Consider the following 17,515-nt stretch of genomic DNA (forward strand, 5'->3'; position numbering starts at 1 on the left):
ACTATAGTACACTAAAATACCTTGCCTCAGGGTGAGAAAATACCATAGCCGTTACAGACGCTTCTGGCTCCATCATAAATCCTTCTGTTAATGAAATACCTATTTCTTCTGGATGAATTAAGCGAAATAATTTTTCTTGATCAGCAAGTTCTGGGCATGCTGGATAACCAAATGATACGCGTATTCCTCTATATTTTGTACGGAATCTCTCTTCCATCGTCAGTTCAGGTGAATCTGGAATTCCCCAACGATCACGAATGAGCATATGTGTTTTTTCAGCAAGTCCTTCTGCTAATTCAAGTGCTAACGACTGAATCGCATGACTGCGTAAATAATCTCCCTTCGCCTTCCATTCCTCTGCAATATCTCGAACCCCTTCTCCAACGGTAACAGATAAGAAAGCGACATAATCCATCTCATCTCCAATCGGGCGTATATAATCTCCTAAAGTACGGTATGGTGCTTTCCCTTGTCTCGGAAATTCAAATCGCTCTATAATACGTGTGTGATCTTCCGGATCGTATATAATTATATTTTGTCCATCACTTTGCGCCGGGAAAAATTGATACACCGCTTTTGGGCGTAACCAAGATTGTCCTTCTTGTAATAATTCATCAATTAAATCATTTAGCTCATGTGCTCTTTTATCCCCTTCTTGCAAGAGTTTTTTTACGTTTCCTTTTAACCCAAGATGGTGTCCAATTAACATTTGTCTATTTAAAAACGGTGCAAGATGAAGGGCAGGAATATCCCGTAATACAACTCGTTTCGTCGAATCTGGTATCATAACAGTTGCTTTTGGCAACGGCTCAATAACTGCGGGAATTTCTATTTTTTTCTCCTCTTGTTTCACAATATGAAGATGGCGTTCCTTTTTATCTCGCTTCATCTTTTCACGTTCTTCTTCTTTTTGTAATTTGTTAATAATATCAAGACCTGTCATTGCATCACTTGCATAACATACGAGCCCTTTATAAGATGGAGAAATACGATTATCTGTAAATTTCCTCGTTAGTGCTGCACCACCTACAACAATTGGAATATCAATATTCGCTGCTTTTAAATCTTCAGCAGTCGTTACCATTTGTTGCGCTGATTTTACTAACAAACCAGAAAGGCCAATAATATCAGGTTTCTTTTCTTGTACTTCTTGAACAATTCGATCCGAACGAACATTAATTCCTAAATTAATAATTTCATATCCGTTATTTGATAAAATAATTTCAACAAGGTTTTTCCCAATATCATGTACGTCTCCTTTAACAGTCGCTAATAATACTTTCCCTTTTTTTGCACTCTCACTAGATTCCATATGTGGCTCTAAATAACTTACGGCAGCTTTCATACTTTCAGCACTTTGCAATACTTCAGCAACGATAAGCTCATTACCATTAAATAATCGCCCCACCTCATCCATTCCTGTCATAAGCGGCCCGTTAATAATATCCAGAGGTTTTCGTCCTTCTGTAAGCGCGAGACTTAGATCTTCTTGTAGTCCTTGCTTCGTACCTTCTACAATATAATTTGCCAGTCGTTCATCAAGTGTTAGCGTTTCTTGTATAACGACATCTTTCTTTTTGGCAACACGATAAAAGTTTGTAAATTTTTCTAACGTCTCTTTCGTCGTTTCAAATAATAATGCATCCGCAAGACGTTTTTCTTCCTCTGGAATTAACGCATAGCGTTCTAATTTTTCCGTATTAACAATCGCATAATCTAATCCTGCTTTCGTTGCATGATATAGAAAGACAGAGTTTAATACTTCACGTCCAGCTGGTGGTAAACCAAAAGATATATTACTCACACCTAGAATCGTTAAACATTCTGGTAACGCTTCTTTAATAAGACGAATTCCTTCTATAGTCGCTGCCGCTGAACCTATATATTCTTCATCACCTGTTCCTACAGGAAACACAAGCGCATCAAAAATAATATCAGATGGGCGTATACCATACTTTTTCGTTAGTAATTCATAGCTTCTTTTAGCAATCTCTATTTTTCTTTCTGCACTAACTGCCATACCATCTTCATCAATTGTCCCTACAACTATCGCAGCACCGTATTTCCGAAGAAGGGGTGTCACTTTTTCAAAACGTTCTTCTCCATCCTCTAAATTAATAGAATTGATAACACCTTTTCCTTGAATATAAGTAAGAGCTTTCGCCATAACATTTTCATCTGTTGAATCAATCATAATCGGTACTTTTAACACTTTCGTAACTTCTGCCAAGAATCTTTCCATATCTTCTATTTCATCACGATCAGGGTCTGCCATACAAATATCAATAATATGAGCATTTTTCTTCACTTGCGCTCTTGCCACTTCAGCAGCCTCTTCAAATTTCCCTTCTGCTACTAATCTTTTAAACTTACGCGATCCAATTACATTCGTCCTTTCTCCAACAAATAAAGGCCTCATAGAATCATCGTATTGCAACGCTTCTAGTCCACTAATTCCATGTCCAACCCTTTCATGATGCTCACGAGGGTTAATCGAGGCAAGCGCCGATTTCATTACACGTATATGTTCTGGTGTTGTGCCACAACAACCACCAATAATATTAATCCATCCTTCTTCAGCAAAACGTTTTACTTTTTCAGCAAGTGACGCTGGAGATTCGTGATAATGCCCATCTTCATCAGGAAGACCAGCGTTTGGATAACACGAAATATAACACTCCGATAAATCAGATAGGGAACGTATATGTTCCCTCATAAATTCTGGACCAGTAGCACAGTTTAATCCAACCGATAATGGCTTCATATGCTCTACCGATAAATAAAAGGCTTCGATCGTTTGACCCGCTAAAGTCGTTCCCATCGGTTCAATTGTTCCAGAAATCATAATAGGTACTATTTTGTTTAGTTCTTCAAACGCCGATTGAATTCCAATGTACGCAGCTTTCACATTACGCATATCTTGACTCGTTTCAACGAGTAATACATCAACTTCTCCTCTTAATAGTCCTCTCGCTTGCCTTGTATAGGCTTCAATTAACTCTTCAAAAGTCACACCACCTGTAACACTAATCGCTTTCGTCGTTGGTCCCATCGCTCCCGCAACATACACTTCTTTCCCACTTTCTTTAACCGCTTGCTTCGCCAAAAGCGCTGCCCTTTCGTTTAACTCTTCATCTAAATGAGACAATGCATAATCACTTAATACAATATTTGTTGCACCAAACGTATTCGTTTCAATAATATCTGCTCCAGCTTCAATGTAGACTTTATGAATATTTAAAATAACATCCGGTCTTGTTTTTACTAAATATTCATTACAACCTTCGTATTCTTCTCCTCCAAAATCTTCCGCTGTTAAGTCTTCTTGCTGAATCATCGTTCCCATTGCACCATCTAATATTAAAATTTCATGTTGTAATCTCTCTTCTATTCGTTTCATCAATTAATACCTTCTTTCACTTCTTGCTTTTCTCTCACATATTTCACGAGATGTTCTGTAATTTCATATTTTAAAAACGGTGTAATAAGATAAATACCGTTAAAGTATTTCATCGCCGCATCGATCAACTCTTGTGAAATACGAATCCCTTCCTCTATGGCTGCCTCTTTCGTTTCATGTCCATCCATTCTTTGTCTTATCTCTTCAGGGAGAGTAATACCCGGCACTTCAAAATGAAGAAAATCTGCGTTCCGCTTACTTACTAACGGCATAATTCCAATAAAGATAGGTTGTTCCAAATGCTTTGTCGCTTCATATACTTCTTCTATTAAAGCAACATCATATATCGGCTGCGTTAAGAAATATTCAGCACCAGCATCAATTTTTCGTTCCATTCGCTTGACCGCTGCTTTTAAATGCCTTACATGAGGATTAAATGCACCTCCAACAGAAAATCTTGTTGCCGGACCAATTGATTTCCCTAAAATAGAGCGTCCGTCGTTCATCTCTTTAATCATTTTAATGAGCTCTATCGATGACAAATCATATACAGAAGTTGCACCTGGGAAATCACCAACGCGCGCTGGATCACCAGTTAAAGCTAGCACTTCCTCCATACCTAATGCTGATAATCCAAGTAAGTGAGACTGTAGTCCAATGACGTTATGGTCTCTACACGTTAAATGCGTCAATACTGGAATATCATGCTTCGTTAATAATGCACCCATAGCCATATTCGAAACACGAGGAGATGCTAATGAATTATCTGCTAGAGTAATAGCATCCGCTCCAGCCCTTTTCAGTGCTCTTGCCCCTTCAAAAAAACGCTGCGTGTCTAACGTTTTCGGTGGATCTAATTCCACTACAACTGTCGTTTGTTTCTTTGCCTTTTCTGCTAGAGTAACATGAGCTCTCGAACGCTTCTCATGTGTATGGACCACTTTAGGCCTTTGAATCGTCTCCTTTGCTATTACAGGTGCAACATTTGCAATAGCACGTTTCATTCCTTCAATATGTTCCGGGGTAGTACCACAACAACCACCTAATAAACGAATACCTTGTTCAATAAATTTCGGTGTCATTTCTTCAAAATACGCTGGACTTCCCTCATATACGTAACGCCCTTCCACATAATTCGGGAGACCTGCATTCGGATATGCTGATAAATAGCCATTTTGAGGAATCGATATCATTTTGAAAGCTTCCGTCATGTGAAGCGGGCCTAGTTGACAGTTCAACCCAACAACATTGGCACCGTAATCTAAAAGCTGTTTTAATATTTCATTGACATCATTCCCATTTTGAGTCGTACCTGCCTCATGTAACGCTAACTGAGCAACAATCGGAATATTCGTTTGTTTACGCAATACTTTAACCGCATGCAATAATTCAAATTCATCATAAAAAGTTTCTAATAGTAATCCATCAACCTGTTCTTCTAGTAAAGCACCTGCCTGCTCAAGTAACATAAATTCTCGCTCTATATCAGTCGTTGTAACAGCACCAATATGTTTCATACCTCCAATTGTCCCTAAAATTGCATTCCGATCTGTTACTGATGCTTTCGCAATATTCACTGCCGCTTTATTAATTTGGACAACTTGATTTTCTAGACCATACATGCGGAGTTTCGCTTCATTCGCACCATACGTATTCGTTTGAATAACATCCGCTCCAGCAGCTACATATTGTTTATGGATCGATATAATTAAGTCCGGATCAGACAAATTCAATTCTTCAAAACTACTTTGTAAACCATGCGAATGTAATAACGTTCCAACCGCACCATCACCTATTACAATTCCTTTTGATAATAAATCTAGTAATTTCACGAATCTCCCTCATTTCTATCAATATAAAAACCCCCTCTTCACTTTGAAGAGGGGGACATAATTGTTCCTCCTCTTATTATGCAAAACACACGTTTTGCAGGTTTTAGCACCGTTTCAAACATTTAGTTTGAAGGTTGCCGGGTTTCACAGGGCCTTTCCCTCCACCGCTCTCAATAAGAGTTTGTCTTTATTATTTTATTTATGTAGCTAAAAGGAAATACGTTCTCCTTTTAACAATGTTTGTTAATTTTTTATAAATTTAGCACGCACTAAAATAAAAGTCAATGACACTTGCGCAAAAATAAAAATTATTTAAAATAAAGTTGCAATTCAATTATCTTTTGTTGTAAAGTTAAAACCATAATAAAATTTCATACGAACATTCTTATCTAGAGAGGTAGAGGGACTGGCCCTATGACGCCTCAGCAACCATTAACATTCATTCGTTAATAAGGTGCTAATTCCAGCAAATTGTGAAAGATTTGACAGATGAGAAGAAGACTCTATTCAATCCGAAAGCCTTCTTCTTAGAAGGCTTTTTTTATTTTCAATTAGTCGTTCACTTTAAAAAGGGGGAATTTTCACATGTCAACAATCGAAACAAAACTAGCACAAATCGGGAACCGTAGCGAAGCTACAACAGGAACGGTTAATCCACCTGTTTATTTCTCAACTGCTTATCGTCACGAAGGAATTGGTAAATCTACTGGATTTGACTATTCAAGAACTGGAAATCCGACTCGTGGCCTTTTAGAACAGGCAATTGCAGACTTAGAAAGCGGTGAGCAAGGGTATGCCTGTAGTTCAGGAATGGCGGCTGTTCTCCTTGTCCTTTCACTATTCCGTTCCGGAGATGAGCTTATCGTATCTGAAGACTTATACGGGGGAACATATCGTCTATTTTCCGAACATGAAGACAAGTGGAATATTCGATGTAGATACGTAGATACACAATCTATTAAACAAATTGAGCAAGCAATCACATCTCAAACGAAGGCTATTTTCATAGAAACACCGACTAATCCATTAATGCAAGTAACTGATATCGTAAGTGTAGCAAGTGTAGCGAAAAGGCACGGACTACTTCTTATTGTAGATAACACGTTCTATACACCTTATATACAGCAACCATTAACAGAAGGTGCAAACATCGTCCTTCATAGCGCAACTAAATATTTAGGCGGTCATAACGATGTACTAAGCGGACTTGTCGTTGCGAAAGGGAAATCTCTTTGCGAGGAGCTTGCTCATTATCATAATGCCTCTGGTGCTGTCTTAAGCCCGTTTGATTCATGGCTATTAATTCGAGGCATGAAGACTTTAGCACTTCGCATGAAACAGCATGAAGAAAACGCTCATGCAATTGTTGCTTATTTAAATGATGAAGATGGTGTGACAGATGTATTTTATCCAGGAAGAGGTGGTATGATTTCATTTCGCCTTCAAGATGAAACTTGGATTAATCCTTTCTTACAATCTTTATCCTTAATTACATTTGCTGAAAGTCTTGGCGGTGTCGAAAGTTTAATGACTTATCCAGCAACGCAAACTCATGCCGATATTCCAGAAGATGTTCGAACAGCACGTGGTGTGTGTAATCGTCTTCTCCGTTTTTCAGTCGGCATCGAAAATAGCAACGACTTAATTCGAGACTTAAAGCAAGCAATTAAACTTGTAAAAGAAGGTGTAAGAATATGAGTTATTCCATAGATACGCTTTTACTGCATAATCAATACAAGCATGACTCACACACAGGAGCTGTTAACGTTCCCATCTATAACACATCAACATTCCATCAGTTTGATGTAGATGCTTTCGGAAAGTATGACTATAGTAGATCTGGAAATCCAACACGTGAAGCTCTTGAAGATATCATTGCTTTATTAGAAGGCGGGACAAAAGGATTTGCCTTTGCATCAGGCATTGCAGCCATTTCTACTGCATTTCTCCTTCTTTCACAAGGTGACCATGTTCTTATTTCAGAAGATGTATATGGAGGTACTTATCGAATTGTTACTGAAGTTCTCTCCCGTTATGGTGTTTCACATACATTTGTTGATATGACCAATGTGGAAGAAGTAAAAGAAAACATTAAATCAAATACGAAGCTCTTTTATGTAGAAACACCTTCTAACCCACTTTTAAAAGTGACAGATATTCGTGCTGTTTCTAATCTTGCAAAATCTATTGGTGCTCTTACTTTTGTTGATAATACATTTTTGACACCACTATTTCAAAAACCGCTTGATCTTGGCGCTGATGTCGTTCTTCATAGCGCTACAAAGTTTATTGCTGGTCATAGCGATGTCACCGCCGGATTAGCTGTCGTAAAAGATGAAGAACTCGCTCAAAAGCTCGGCTTTCTACAAAACGCTTTTGGTGCTATTTTAGGACCGCAAGATTGTTCTCTCGTGCTTCGCGGCATTAAAACATTGCATGTACGTCTCGAACATTCAGCTGCAGGTGCCAACAAAATCGCACATTTTTTACAAGAGCACACTAAAGTTCAAAATGTCTATTATCCTGGCTTACAAACACATCTTGGATTTGACATTCAACAATCTCAAGCTACATCAGCCGGAGCTGTCCTATCTTTCACTTTACAATCAGAAGACGCACTCCGCCAATTTTTATCAAAAGTAAAATTACCTGTCTTCGCAGTTAGTTTAGGAGCTGTCGAATCGATTCTTTCCTACCCAGCTAAAATGTCACATGCAGCATTGTCGCAAGAAGCTCGTGATGAAAGAGGTATTTCTAATTCATTACTTCGTTTATCGGTTGGTCTTGAAAATGTTGACGATTTAATATCCGATTTTGAAAATGCCCTTTCTTATGTAGAAGAACCTGTAAATGCATAAAGGGAAGAAACGAAGCTGTGTACGAATAATAAAACTCTTCAAGAAATAAAATAGTTGTTTAAAAAGATGAACTCTAGAATAAATGACTGATGACTTGATTATTCTAAGATGTATCAGTTACATCCAAACATTTCATTATCATCATAAAGAAGCTGATCATAATCAGCTTCTTTTCTTTTAACCTGTTATATATTCTATATATAACATTATAATTCCTTTGTCATATTATTTTAAAAATTTTGTATATTCATTTGAAAGAATAAGAAAATCATGATAAAATTGTGTTACGAATATATCTATATCTTTCAATTTTTGAAACGCATCAAAATTTCCACTCAAAAATGTCATTTTACAAAACTGTGCAAATTTATCTATTTTATTTACATCAGGGTCTCTTTTCTTACAATTTCTTTACTTTAGGACTTTTTTTCTGCAACAACTGTTTTCTTTTCTTTGATTTTTTGGTATGTATAGTATGGTATAACAGCTCACACGGAGGTGGAAAAGAACATGTTAGAAACCTTTCAAAAAGAAATAGAACTATATGAAAGCAATGCAGAATTATTGAAAGTGCTTGCTCATCCTGTTCGCTTATGTATTGTAAAGGGATTAATTGAACGTGGCCCAAGCAACGTTTCTACAATGTACACAGGCTTAAACATGCCACAATCTACAATTTCACAGCATTTAGCAAAGTTAAAAAGTGCTAAAATCGTTTCTAGTGAAAGAAAAGGATTGGAAATTTACTACAAAGTAGAAAACGAAACAATCATTCAACTCGTTCGCGTATTATTAGGTTAGGGACCTATAGACAGAGAAAAAGAGTGTATTCTATATTTTTCATCTCATATCTTTAATATAAATATATATCATGAGAGAAAATATATAATGCTACATAATTAAAAGTCGTATTAAAAAACAAGACACAGAAAATACTGTGTCTTGTTTTTTTCATATTGTTAAATATTGATTCAAAAGTAAATTCTTCATATCTTTTGTGTGTATAACAACATCGAAAGCATTACCTAATCCTCCGTTCAAAATCATAGAGCGAATAGCTCTATTTAGTTTTTGAGTTTCAGAAAAAGGGCTGGTATCTTGATGGCTAGCAAGCTGATCTAATATTCCTGCTGCTAACAAAAACTCTGATTGCTTCCTATGCCATATCGTATTAATTCCTTGTAGCTCAAAATTCATCTTCAACTCATCCCAATGAACATGCGTAGTAAGGTCCATTTCTCCTGGATATGCAAGAGGATTACGAATTAGCTTGTGCTTATAATATCCTCTTAAACTTCCTTCACGATGTGCAGGATGCATCCATTCTTCTTTTGTATATCCATAATCAACTGTAATACATATACCTTTCTGAAACCATTTCGCAATCTCTTCTATATACTCTTCCATTGCAATAGGCACTTCAAAGCGCTGTCCCTCAGCAATATGAATGTTATATTTCAATAAGTAACGACCGACTCTTTTCTCTATCGGTCTAAATACTTCTGTAAGGTTTCCCTCATCTGTATACGTGATACGTACTTCATACAAAATTCCATTTCTTTTCTCAACTATCTCAACAGGAAACGCATCAAATAATTCATTCGAAAAAATAATTCCTTCGAAAGACTCTCCCATTTCAATATAAGATGTATAATACGACACATTATCAAATAAGCAAAGCCTCTCCTGTTGTAGCCTTCTATGAAAAGGGCTCACTTCAATAATTGAATAGTTTAAATTGATAAAGGTTTCCGGAGATAATTGTTTCCATTCTTGTAAAACATCATAGGCAAACTTTCCTGTTCCCCCACCAATCTCACAAATATTTGGAAAAACTTCTCCCTTTTCAACAAGCCGAATAAAAAACTTAGCAAAAGTCTTCGCAAATACAGAAGATACATTGCTACTCGTAAAAAAATCTCCCTGTCTTCCAATTTTTTCACGTTCTCTCATATAATACCCATGTTCCTCTGCATATAATACGAGGTTCATATACGTACTATATGAAATCGAATGATCCTTTTCTTTTTCCATCCATTCTCTTAAAATGAGCTCCATCCCCATAATGACTCCTTATTGTAAAAATGGATTATTTTCTTTTTCAAATCCAATACTTGTTTCTGGACCGTGTCCACATAGCACTGCTGTTTCATCTGGTAATACAAATAGCTTCTCTTCAATACTTCCAATTAATTCAGCAAAACTTCCACCAGGTAAATCCGTTCTTCCAATACTCATTTGGAACAATACATCTCCAGAAAATACAGCATTCGCTTCTTTACTATAATAAGAGATACTTCCTGGAGAATGTCCTGGTGTCTCAAAAATTTCAAAACTAAAAGAACTGATCGTTAATGTACCCTCTTCGTCAATAATATGATCTGCTGGTTTTGCTGTAATACTGCGGTTCATCATAAAAATTTGCGAGCCATTCACAGTTGCATCGCCTAACCAATTTGCTTCTTCTTTATGTACGTATACCGGAATATGAAAAGCGTCTCTCACGGCATCAACAGCACCAATATGATCGAAATGAGCATGTGTTAATAAAACCGCAAGTGGCTTTAACTGTGCTTCCTGTAAATATGTAACAAGTTTCTCTCCTTCATGACCAGGATCAAAAATAATACACTCATTTTGATCATTCGTTAAAATATAAGCATTTGTTTGTAATGGGCCTAAAGGCATTTGTATCCATTTCATATGAAAATCTCCTCCAGTTATTTAATTTACTTTTAATGATACAACATTTCTTTCTCTTAGGAAAAGAAGGCGTGTTATCTCGACAATCATTTTTAAAACATGTACAATATAAAAGAGTAAATATTCTAGAAACTCATTCTAAGGAATGAGTAGACAGAGGAGGATATTGTATGGGCCTTGTTATTATTTTTACGCTAGTCACTCTGTTAGCTGTATTTGCTACGCTTAGAACACTTCGCGAAAAAAACTTATTCGCGGGCGGCTTCGCTATTGCAACCGTACTTGTTTTCGGATGGTTTACAATCATGACTGTTCTATATAATGGGTACCCACCAGCTTAATCCATTTACATTTTTATTCTCCAACAAGATCTTGCATAAAAAGAGGAAGGGGGCCCCTTCCTCTTTTCATTATTCACAACTTATATCATCTTCGCCTCGTATTTGTGCTTTTTTACAAGCCACGCTCCTCCAATTACACCTGCATCATTACCAAGTATTGCAATTGCTAACTTTGTGCTCTTTACAGCACGAGAGAAAGCATATTGCTCGAAATAACGTTGAATTGGCTCTAATAGTGCGTCTCCAGCTTTAGATACGCCACCACCAATTACGATTTTCTCTGGGTTCAACGTACTAGCAAGGTTCGCTACAGCTAATCCTAAATAAGAAGCTACTTTTTCCACTACTTCACCTGCTAGTTCGTCACCTTGTCCAAGCGCTTCAAACACATCTTTTGATGTAATAAGCCCTTCTTCTGCTAACATAGAACGTAAAACACTTTCTTTATCTGTCTCTTGTATTTGTTGCATAGCAACACGTACAATACCTGTTGCAGAGGCTACCGTTTCTAAACAACCCGACTTCCCGCAATTACATGGAAAAGCGTTCTCTGTAACAACTGTAATATGTCCAATCTCACCAGCAGCACCGCTTATACCATGTACAATCTCACCATTGGCGATAACACCACCACCAACACCAGTGCCAAGTGTCATACAAATTAAATCTTTTGCTCCTTCACCAGCACCTTTCCACATTTCACCAAGCGCCGCTAAGTTTGCATCATTATCAATAACAACAGGTAATCCCGTTTCTACTTCTAGTAAATCTTTTAACGGATAGTTTTTCCATCCTAAATTAACCGCTTCATAAATCATTCCAGATGCCACATGTACAGGACCAGGAGCTCCCATACCAATACCAATTAGCTTACTTTTTAATTCACCTAATTCTTCTAACTTTTTATCAATAGCTTTCGCTACATCAAGTGTAATATGTTTTCCTTGTTCATTTGTATTCGTAGGGATTTCCCACTTATGTAAAATTTCACCGTACACATTAATAAATGCTAATTTAATCGTTGTACCACCAAGGTCAACACCAACTAACCATTTCTCTTCCATGTTACGTACCTACCTTTATCTATTTCTTATTTATCTCTTTTTGAATTTCTTGCTTCAACAAAAATAAAGCTGTTTGATAGTCTTGTGGATCGATTAGCTGTGATTGATTTAATTCACGCAATTCATCTTGCATTAATTGTAAATCAGCGATTCGATCACCCGTATAAATAATCGTGCCAAATTTCTTTAGCAATTGCTGAATATCATAAATGGATATCATTTCATCACCCTCTATGCTCACTTACTATAAAAAATTATAATAAGAAAACGTTCACATATTTTATTATAATCACGAAGAAAAAGTCTCGTCAATTTTTATTTGTCTATACAAGCCCAATTTTAACCATTGTTCCTTTTTCTGTAATAATTTTTTCTACATTTTTATCAAATGGCTCTACTGGAATATGTTCTACCATTTGAAAACTATAAGCTAATGATAGCGCTTTCCCTTTATAATGCACGAGATAACGATCGTAATAGCCACCGCCATATCCAATCCGTTCTCCTCGCTCTGTATAAGCTACGCCTGGCACGATTTGAAGATCAATTTCATCTGCATTCACTTCTTCCGTAAGCGCTGGAATTGGTTCACGTAAATTCATATACACTGTTTCTAATTGATCAAAATTACTAATTTTCCGGAAAGACATCGTTCGTGTTCCTTTATTACACTTCGGAACAACAACTTTCTTTCCTTCTTCCCAAGCTTTTTCGATAATAGGATATGTATTCACTTCATTTTCCATTGAGAGGGTGATTCCAATTGTTTTAGCTTCAACCCACTCTTTTTGCGCATACAACGAAGCTGCAATTTGCTCTGATAAAGTTGTATACCGTTCTTCTGATAAAGAATTCATGTGTTCTATTATTTGTTTACGTAAACGTAGTTTCTCTTCTCTCACACATTTTCCCCCTCACAGTGACACTTTGCTCTACGATGATAGTGTATCACTTTTAACAGAGGAACCGAATAAAAAAAGAAACAGTAGGAAAATATTCCTACTGCTTACTTTGTTTCACGGTGTAACGTAGACTTCTTGTCACGCTTGCAATACTTTTTAAGCTCGATACGCTCAGCGTTGTTACGTTTGTTTTTCTTTGAGATATAGTTACGATCTCCGCATTCTGTACATGCTAGAGTAATATTCACACGCATTCTTATTTCCCTCCAGTACTAATAACTTAAATCAGACTATACTATAATACCACTTTTAAAATAAAAATTCTACACCTTTTGATATTGTCTAATTTTTTCTATAAGATTTTTCATGTTTTCCCTTGCTATTACTGGGTTTCTAGCATGCGAATACACTAAAAATTTCGGTTGTTTTGTGTCAGAAACGATATAAGACCACTCTTTTTCGGTATATTTGAACTGTACTCCTTCAAATATACCTTCTTCCTTTCTTTCCATATCAGCCAATAATTTCCTCATTACTTTCCCTTTTTCATTCCATGAACATACAACTTCATCACAAAGTAGATAGAGCGGAGGTGATTGCTCTACTATGCTGAGAAATGTTTTTCCCTGCAATGCTATTAGCTCGAATAATTTTCCAATTCGATATAAAATATCTCGCTTCCATCTCGCTTGAAACGACTTTTTTTCATCCTGCGTATAAAATAGAAGGTAACATTCTCCTAATTTCAAAGACATCGGGTAAATATTTCCTGCCGATTCAAGTAATAAATCTGGAATATCTACCTCTTCAAAATCTGTTCCCTGGTAAATATTACTATGATTATCATATAACTCGAAATAATTTCCTTGCTCTGAAAACATAAGTGCCATATTTGCTTTACTTGATTTCATCAAGGCTTTCACATGATGCTTTTGTTCGCCCGCATAAATCCATGTAACTGTGCATCCGAGCCTTTGCAAAAAAATCATAAGTAAATGTTGTAACATATCATTTCTCTTATTAATAAGAAGATGAAACTTCTGTTTTTGTATCGTTTCAATATCAATACGCTCTAACACAGCTTCTACATAATTATTTGCAGAAACGTGAACTAGCTTATTTCGCCCCAGTTCTTTCTCAGAAGCGTAATAAAACGACTCAGACATATATACTTGTTCTATCTCTTTTTGCTGCTTATACGTTAAAAACGAGCCCTCCTTGCCATACAGTTGTATAACAATCCCTCTTTTGCTTTCCACTTGAACGAAAACTCCACCTGCACATTGCAAATTATGAATGGCATACTGAAAAAGCGACTCATTCATTTCTTTACATTCCATCGTATGAATCCCGCTGCCATGAATGGCATGGAGGAATAAATTTTTAAAGGAAGTTGTTTCTATATTTTCCTGACTTCCAATCAATATACTCTCCCCTTTGGCAAAAAGAGATCCATAAGCCATTGCAACTTTCACAATAAATTGAGGAGTAATTTCAACATTACCCCTTCCTACAATCCGGCTTTTTTGTAACCATCCTGCACTCTTTTCACTCTCTTTAACACCGGCAGAACCTACTATCGAATGACTATCTATCTCCTTATATGGCCATATTTTTCCTTTTTGCTTAATTACTGTACTTTTCCCTATATGACAATGATCCGCTACAATACTTTTTTGAAAAAGTGTAACATCATCTTCGACCATTGTATGATCTCCTATTGTTGTTTCTAACAACTCACAATTTTTTCCTATATGAGAGTTTGCAAAAATGATGCTTTTTTGAAGATGAGAATAACTTGAAACGATACTATTTTTCCCGATAATAGAGTACGGTTCAATTACAGCCCCTGCACCAATCATTGCTCCTTCTCCAATAAAAGAAGGGCCATGAATTTTCGTCCCTTTTCCTATCGTTACACCTTCTCCCATCCACACCATCGGTAATACTTCTGTATATGGAATAGGCACCTTCAATTTTTTCGTCAACAAATCGAATTGAGCTTGCCGATATTGATCAAATGTACCAATATCTAGCCAATAGTCTTCTGATAAATATGCAAATAAAGCATTTTTATTTGCCAATAAAGGAAACACATCATGACTGAAATCCGAAAATTCCATGGATGGTATGTAAGAAAAGATTTCTGGCTCCATTATATAAATACCTGTATTCACAATATTAGAAACTACCTCATTCCAGCTCGGCTTTTCTATATATCGTATAATTTCTTGTTCTTTATTCATTACAACTAAGCCAAATGAGAGTGGGTTTTCTACTTCTTTCACAAACATCGTTACCATTCTCTTCTTCTGTTCATGAAATGCAATTCCTTCTGATAATTGAAAGTCAGTTAGTGCATCCCCACTAATAACAACAAATGTTTCATCTAAAAAACTTTCCGCTTGCTTAATACTCCCTGCTGTTCCAAGCGGAGGAGAATCTTCAAAATAATACAAGTTAACTCCCCACTTACTACCATCACCAAAGTATTGCTTAATGGCAGTACTCATATATTGAACTGTAATTGCAATTTCACGAATACCATGCTGACGTAATAATTCAATATTATATTCAAGAACTGGTTTTTCTAACAATGGTAACATCGGTTTTGGAGTATTACATGTTAATGGTCTAAGGCGTCTCCCTTTTCCTCCAGCTAAAATAACCCCCTTCATATACTTCAGCCTCCACTTATATAATGTTCAAGAACTCCGTATATCATTTACCCCACATTAACTGCAGTAAAAGTCCGGTTTGGTATGATCTAACAATCAGCGAGAGACAGCCCCACTAATTAAAGCCTCACTTTATAAATAAATGTACCTTTTAACTCCCACCAAAAAGAAAGCGCTTACCATTAACTTGGTAAAATAATTAATAAAACGTAACTAACATATATGTACTTATTTTTCCATTAATTATGATACATCTTATCATCATAGACTAAAGGAAACAACGAGCTTTTTTTGTCATGTTTTGACTAAAAAAAGCAGGTGATTTCTCATCACCTACTTTTCCCCCTACTCATTCAATAAATAATGCTTTCCTTTTACTACATAAAATACATTCTCGGCAATATTTGTAACATGGTCTGCTACACGCTCAATATATCTAGCAACAAAGGATAGTTGTGTAATTTGTGTAATCGCTTCTGGTTGTCCAGGGATAGATGAAATAAATTCACGAATCGCCTTCCCATAAATTTCATCAACTGAATCATCCATTTCAGCAATTTGTTTAGCAAAAGTTAAATTTTCTTGCTCATATGCTTCTAATGCTAAATTTAACATCTTATGAGCAATCTCAAACATTCCCTCAATATTATGTAAACTAACAACCACTTCTTTTTCACCAAGACGAATTGTTGATTTCGCAATATTAACAGCATGGTCTGCAATACGTTCTAAATCTGTCGCTGTTTTAATTGAAATGAAAATTCTTCTTAAATCACTTGCTACAGGCTGCTGCTTTGTAATAAGCATAAGCGCAAGGTCATTTATTTCCTCTTCTAAATTATCCATGCGATAATCCCCATCAATGACTTCTAACGCTTTCTCTACATCCCTGTTGTGAAGACCTTCCATAGCAATCAATAAAGCTCCACTTGCTAACTCACCAAGCTCGATCACCTTTTGCTGTAACGTTTTTAAATCACATTGAAACTGTTCTCTTACCATCATTTCTTCCCCCTCAATATTATGTGCCATTATATATAAAGTGAAACTTTAATCAGTGGGGGTTTTGTTCATCTCCCACTGATTATTAGCCTTCACCAATCGGGCGTTTACGGGCAGCCCGACTCCCACCTAACTTCTTTGCTCCATCCAAATTTTGAGGTGGGAGTTTTACTGCCCGGCAAATAGCGGGATAAATCCCCTACCCCGCCTCTTGTATGTTTATTACGCCTTGAGAAAAGAGAAATATTACTCCCCTATTAGAATGAGGTGAAAGTGAGAAATGCCGATACGATAAACTTAACTAAATCTATACAATTCAATCAAATTCACACAAATTAGTGCTTCAAAGTGTTCTCGCAACCCCGAAGGGACGAGGGGTATAACACTCCACACGAGGCAGTATCGTTACCTCATATTATCAAGCATTTATTTTACCCATCTTGATAAATTTATCGAAGCATTCAAATCCCTATCGTGATGGCTATTGCATTGAACACAGTCCCATTCACGAATCTTTAAACTCCACTGTCCTTCTGATTGAACTGAATGGTCGTATTTAACTCCGCAACATGAGCAAATCTTGCTGGAAGCGAACCATTTATCAGCTTTTACATATTCAATGCCGTACTTCTCACACTTGTATGATAAACATTGAAAGAAGAAGTTTAATTTTTGAAATGAAAATGCTTTCGATAGTTTTTTGTTTTTTAACAGGTTTGAGATAGGTAAGTCTTC

At 36.4% G+C, this 17,515-nt stretch carries 15 protein-coding genes and 2 riboswitches; of the genes, 4 read left to right on the forward strand and 11 right to left on the reverse strand.

The features are described 5' to 3' along the window. Position 1: 1 nt before the first annotated feature. Together metH and CQ058_RS10750 are read right to left on the reverse strand one after the other, a co-directional pair. A complete protein-coding gene (metH, locus tag CQ058_RS10745) occupies positions 2-3,400 on the reverse strand; it encodes a methionine synthase (protein ID WP_002034031.1) in 3,399 nt (1,132 codons plus the stop codon). Continuing rightward, complete coding sequence (locus CQ058_RS10750) at positions 3,400-5,232, reverse strand: bifunctional homocysteine S-methyltransferase/methylenetetrahydrofolate reductase (RefSeq protein ID WP_002190677.1); 1,833 nt, start codon at positions 5,230-5,232, stop codon at positions 3,400-3,402. Before CQ058_RS10750 ends, metH begins: the two co-directional genes overlap by 1 nt. Positions 5,233-5,302: 70 nt before the next feature. Further along, positions 5,303-5,412: riboswitch (SAM riboswitch) on the reverse strand. A gap of 202 nt (positions 5,413-5,614) precedes the next feature. Next, positions 5,615-5,728: riboswitch (SAM riboswitch) on the forward strand. Positions 5,729-5,817: 89 nt separating this feature from the next. Between CQ058_RS10750 and CQ058_RS10755 the strand changes: the two genes are divergently transcribed. The 3 genes from CQ058_RS10755 (at position 5,818) to CQ058_RS10765 (ending at position 8,891) form a co-directional block, all read left to right on the forward strand. Then, positions 5,818-6,930, forward strand: coding sequence for a methionine biosynthesis PLP-dependent protein (locus CQ058_RS10755; protein ID WP_002015129.1), 1,113 nt, complete (start codon positions 5,818-5,820; stop codon positions 6,928-6,930). Continuing rightward, positions 6,927-8,090 carry a cystathionine beta-lyase gene (gene metC / locus CQ058_RS10760; RefSeq protein ID WP_105589695.1) on the forward strand — a complete coding sequence of 388 codons (1,164 nt, stop codon included), beginning with the start codon at positions 6,927-6,929 and terminating at the stop codon, positions 8,088-8,090. The genes CQ058_RS10755 and metC overlap by 4 nt, the downstream gene beginning before the upstream one ends. Positions 8,091-8,600: 510 nt before the next feature. Further along, on the forward strand, positions 8,601-8,891 hold the full coding sequence (locus CQ058_RS10765) for an ArsR/SmtB family transcription factor (protein WP_000894375.1): 291 nt from the start codon (positions 8,601-8,603) through the stop codon (positions 8,889-8,891). Positions 8,892-9,041: 150 nt separating this feature from the next. Here the strand turns inward: CQ058_RS10765 and CQ058_RS10770 are convergent, their stop codons facing one another. After that, positions 9,042-10,154 carry a class I SAM-dependent methyltransferase gene (locus CQ058_RS10770; RefSeq protein ID WP_105589696.1) on the reverse strand — a complete coding sequence of 371 codons (1,113 nt, stop codon included), beginning with the start codon at positions 10,152-10,154 and terminating at the stop codon, positions 9,042-9,044. A 9-nt stretch (positions 10,155-10,163) separates the two neighbouring features. Beyond that, on the reverse strand, positions 10,164-10,793 hold the full coding sequence (locus CQ058_RS10775; protein WP_002034035.1) for an MBL fold metallo-hydrolase: 630 nt from the start codon (positions 10,791-10,793) through the stop codon (positions 10,164-10,166). A 170-nt stretch (positions 10,794-10,963) separates the two neighbouring features. Here CQ058_RS10775 and CQ058_RS10780 point away from each other — a divergent pair, with 170 nt between their 5' ends. Further along, positions 10,964-11,134 (forward strand): DUF2759 domain-containing protein, encoded by a 171-nt coding sequence (locus tag CQ058_RS10780; RefSeq protein WP_002034036.1) that lies wholly within the window; start codon positions 10,964-10,966, stop codon positions 11,132-11,134. A gap of 80 nt (positions 11,135-11,214) precedes the next feature. On the opposite strand, the gene glcK is transcribed toward CQ058_RS10780, so the two are convergent. The 7 genes from glcK to CQ058_RS10815 form a co-directional block, all read right to left on the reverse strand. Further along, positions 11,215-12,198 (reverse strand): glucokinase, encoded by a 984-nt coding sequence (gene glcK, locus CQ058_RS10785; RefSeq protein WP_002034037.1) that lies wholly within the window; start codon positions 12,196-12,198, stop codon positions 11,215-11,217. A 19-nt stretch (positions 12,199-12,217) separates the two neighbouring features. Then, entirely contained in the window at positions 12,218-12,418 is a 201-nt protein-coding gene (locus CQ058_RS10790) for a YqgQ family protein (protein ID WP_002015140.1), read from the reverse strand. 103 nt (positions 12,419-12,521) lie between these two features. Continuing rightward, on the reverse strand, positions 12,522-13,100 hold the full coding sequence (locus tag CQ058_RS10795; protein ID WP_002190679.1) for a 5-formyltetrahydrofolate cyclo-ligase: 579 nt from the start codon (positions 13,098-13,100) through the stop codon (positions 12,522-12,524). A gap of 104 nt (positions 13,101-13,204) precedes the next feature. Continuing rightward, positions 13,205-13,354, reverse strand: coding sequence for a 50S ribosomal protein L33 (rpmG, locus tag CQ058_RS10800; RefSeq protein WP_001265616.1), 150 nt, complete (start codon positions 13,352-13,354; stop codon positions 13,205-13,207). Positions 13,355-13,423: 69 nt separating this feature from the next. After that, on the reverse strand, positions 13,424-15,778 hold the full coding sequence (locus tag CQ058_RS10805; RefSeq protein ID WP_002190680.1) for a sugar phosphate nucleotidyltransferase: 2,355 nt from the start codon (positions 15,776-15,778) through the stop codon (positions 13,424-13,426). 345 nt (positions 15,779-16,123) lie between these two features. Next, a complete protein-coding gene (gene phoU / locus CQ058_RS10810; RefSeq protein ID WP_105589697.1) occupies positions 16,124-16,780 on the reverse strand; it encodes a phosphate signaling complex protein PhoU in 657 nt (218 codons plus the stop codon). A gap of 426 nt (positions 16,781-17,206) precedes the next feature. Further along, positions 17,207-17,515, reverse strand: a 309-nt coding sequence (locus tag CQ058_RS10815) for a zinc ribbon domain-containing protein (protein WP_142396342.1), incomplete at its 5' end; no start/stop codon positions are given.

It is taken from the genome of Bacillus sp. MYb56 (assembly GCF_002976445.1).
Classification (GTDB): Bacteria; Bacillota; Bacilli; order Bacillales; family Bacillaceae_G; genus Bacillus_A; species Bacillus_A mycoides.